We start from the raw sequence: 2,928 nt of genomic DNA, 5'->3' as shown, positions 1-2,928 counted from the left end.
GAAAATGTTCATTGTTGATTTAGTTAATTAGGAATGTTATGAAGATTCTTGTGTATGGTACGGAAACCTTTACTGATTATTCTACTTTTATGCGTGGTTTAATTGTTGCCATTGAAGATAGCTTATATGCAAATGATAGTAAGATAGAGGTATATACTGCTGGTCCTCATAAAGTTAATGATTTTACAGCAGAGTTTATTAACCGAACAGAAGGATTCTTTAAGCAAAAGAAAATTAAAACTAAGTTTAGTAGGATTCGTAAGTCTGATGTTATAGAAAACTTTGACTCCTATTCGTTTGATCACGTCCTATCTTTTAATTCAAAAAGCGATCAAAAACTTTTTGATGTAATTATAGACAAGGCGGAAACCAGCAAGGTTCCGTCCTCCTACTACAAGTACTAATGATTGAGGAATCATGTTAATTACAAATTATGAATACGCAGACAAAATTGTTAATCAAAACAAAAGTCTTTCTTGGGAAGGCTGGGACATCCTTGAAATAACCCCTAGCCACAATGCAGAGTTTAATAAAGAAGGAAAGATTATTGATGGAAATTGGGCGTTTGTAAAAACCTACCAGCTTACAGAAAAGGGCTGGGAGGTTCCTAAAAAATATGTTAGATGAAGAGTGGGTAGTAAAAGCTAATTGCAGGGCAACAGATAAAGATTATTTCTTTGAAAAATACGAAGAAGATCAGGCTGTGGCTGTTGTTGTAGACAATATCTGTCTTACCTGTCCAGTAATTATAGATTGCTTTAATCATGGCACGACTAATGGTGAGTGGGGAGTGTGGGGTGGTGTATACTTAGTTGATGGAGAAATTAATGCAATTAAAAATGCACATAAGACTCCAGAAATTTGGAAGGAATTACTGGCAGCAGTAGGAACTGACGATGAAGTATACTAAAGAAATGGGTACTGCTATTCATGCAGTAAAGCCACCAAAAGATATTGTTGTAGATATTACATCTAGGGCAGATTATCCAGGATACGTTGGTATACGTTTGTATGAGAATCAAATTATGTCGTTGTCTGAAGCTAAACAGTTAGAGGTAATGAATTACTTGCACACAGTAAGATTGGCTATTGAATCGTTTGGAGCTAAATGCTTTTTTGACGGTGTAGCTGGAGACCCTCCAAGAGGCACACAGTAATGTTTCACAGGCTCATATGGATGATTGAAGAGCAGGTAACGGCTGAATTAGTTTCATTTGGTGCCCATTCTTCTCGTGTGAAATATTTCACAAACGGCATAGAGTACGATGAAATCGTTATGAATGAAGACTTTATTACATATGATAAACTAGGATTTGAATACGAGGCTATTGAAAATCCTGAAATTTAACCGTATGTCTGATAAACTAGTTAGATGCACAAAAAGTTTCTTGCCTCTATATTTTCGGTGCTATTAGTTTTTGCTCAAGCAACACCAGCAAGTGCCTCAGATTCTGTTAGATATAAGTCCACAGAAATTCAGGTTATTCCAAAAGGCAAATGGACCACATTAAAGTTTAAGGGTGGCAAGACAGAGATCCAAGGTAATGGAAAAAGATCCCTATTTTGTTATCAGGCTGGTATTGATACAAAAGGCAAGAAAAAACCATCCTATATTAAATTAAGAATCACTAGAATAGTTCCAGGTCCAAATGATCCAAGTGCCACTAACACATATTTCTTTACTGAAAAGCCAGGAAGTGAATTTGTAGCTTCTAACTGTTGGAACATTGTAACAAAACATCCTGTTGTAGTTCAAATTAGAATTACTGGTGGAAGTAAAACATATAACTCTGACATAAGACAATTTAAAATGTGGACTCCAGGTGGAGATTACCCACAAGATTTCTCAGATTTTATTCCTGAAACAACCATTAATTAGTCCAATGATATAATTAATTAGTTAAACATTAAGAGATGTTTAACAAGGAGTACAACTGAAAAATTGAAGAAAATTCTTTCCTACCTACTATTAATTCCAATATTTTTCATTGGTACGATGTTTTTAGCGTCTCCAATAACCCAGGCTAACACTCCATTAGTTTGCAACATGTCTACAATTACTGGAGATGATGATGGATCTTTTCCAATGACCCTACCTTTTAGTTTAACTTTAGGCAATACAGAGTATAATCAAATTTTTTATAGTACTAATGCAACTGTAACATTTGGAAAAGCGGATGGAACTTATTGGGACTATCCACAAACACCATCTATATCAATAGCTGGAAAAGACTGGGTTTCTTTTGGAGAAGGTGCATATACTTCATATGGATATAATGAAAATTCCTTTTGTATAGAGTGGTCTGTTAGACCATTTCCACAGTCTACTGGACCTTTAACCCAAATGAGATTGGTTGTTACTAAGTTTTCAAATGGTGGATGGCATGGTGAGATTGTTACAATGACAAATCTTCCAGCAGATGCAAGAAGAGCAATTAGATATCAAGAAGGTCAGGCTGTTGTTCCTATGGAAGCAGCTTTTGATGTTAATGGTGGAATGCCTATTGAGGTTGAGCCATCACCAACACCATCTAGCTTTACAGAGCCTCCAGTTGTTCCAAGTGAAACTCCTACTCCTACTCCAGAGCCAAGCCCTACTGCCAGCCCTGAACCACAGCCGTCAATATCACCGCAGCCAACAATAGAACCGTCACCGCAACCATCAGAGCCAAGCCCAGTACCGTCAGAACCTGTTGTGCTGCCTTCAGAAATCCCTTCACCTATTCCAGTCCCCTCTTTTTCAAGTCCCTCAGAATTTCCGTTGCCCCCTGTAGCACCTGAGATAATTCCAGACCCAATTCTTGAGCCAGAGATTTCATATCCAGAACCATTAATTCCAGATCCAATTGAGAGCTCATTTCCTGATCTAGATCTTCCATCCATTGATCTTCCATCTAATAATGTTATCACAGAAATAACTGATGAAGA

6 protein-coding genes and 1 pseudogene are annotated in these 2,928 nt (G+C 37.0%); all 7 read left to right on the top strand.

Annotated features, from left to right (window positions below; genetic code table 11):
• Nucleotides 1-38 precede the first annotated feature (38 nt).
• The gene (locus ACIQ0Q_RS09480; RefSeq protein ID WP_395772690.1) at nt 39-404 is read left to right on the top strand and encodes a hypothetical protein; all 366 of its coding nucleotides are present in this window, start codon (nt 39-41) and stop codon (nt 402-404) included.
• A 13-nt stretch (nt 405-417) separates the two neighbouring features.
• Nucleotides 418-627: a hypothetical protein gene (locus ACIQ0Q_RS09475; RefSeq protein ID WP_395772689.1), complete on the top strand. Its 210-nt coding sequence runs from the start codon at nt 418-420 to the stop codon at nt 625-627.
• The gene (locus tag ACIQ0Q_RS09470) at nt 617-910 is read left to right on the top strand and encodes a WhiB family transcriptional regulator (RefSeq protein ID WP_395772688.1); all 294 of its coding nucleotides are present in this window, start codon (nt 617-619) and stop codon (nt 908-910) included. Before ACIQ0Q_RS09475 ends, ACIQ0Q_RS09470 begins: the two co-directional genes overlap by 11 nt.
• Nucleotides 897-1,157, top strand: coding sequence for a hypothetical protein (locus tag ACIQ0Q_RS09465; protein WP_395772687.1), 261 nt, complete (start codon nt 897-899; stop codon nt 1,155-1,157). Before ACIQ0Q_RS09470 ends, ACIQ0Q_RS09465 begins: the two co-directional genes overlap by 14 nt.
• Before the next feature lie 20 nt (nt 1,158-1,177).
• Entirely contained in the window at nt 1,178-1,348 is a 171-nt protein-coding gene (locus tag ACIQ0Q_RS09460; protein WP_395772686.1) for a hypothetical protein, read from the top strand.
• Between the two features lie 24 nt (nt 1,349-1,372).
• Nucleotides 1,373-1,879: a hypothetical protein gene (locus ACIQ0Q_RS09455; RefSeq protein WP_395772685.1), complete on the top strand. Its 507-nt coding sequence runs from the start codon at nt 1,373-1,375 to the stop codon at nt 1,877-1,879.
• A gap of 63 nt (nt 1,880-1,942) precedes the next feature.
• Nucleotides 1,943-2,928, top strand: a pseudogene (locus tag ACIQ0Q_RS09450) (hypothetical protein); the annotation flags it as partial.

The organism is Arenimonas sp., assembly GCF_044348765.1.
Classification (GTDB): Bacteria; Pseudomonadota; Gammaproteobacteria; order Xanthomonadales; family Xanthomonadaceae; genus Arenimonas.
This window is presented reverse-complemented; position numbering and strand designations above follow the sequence as displayed.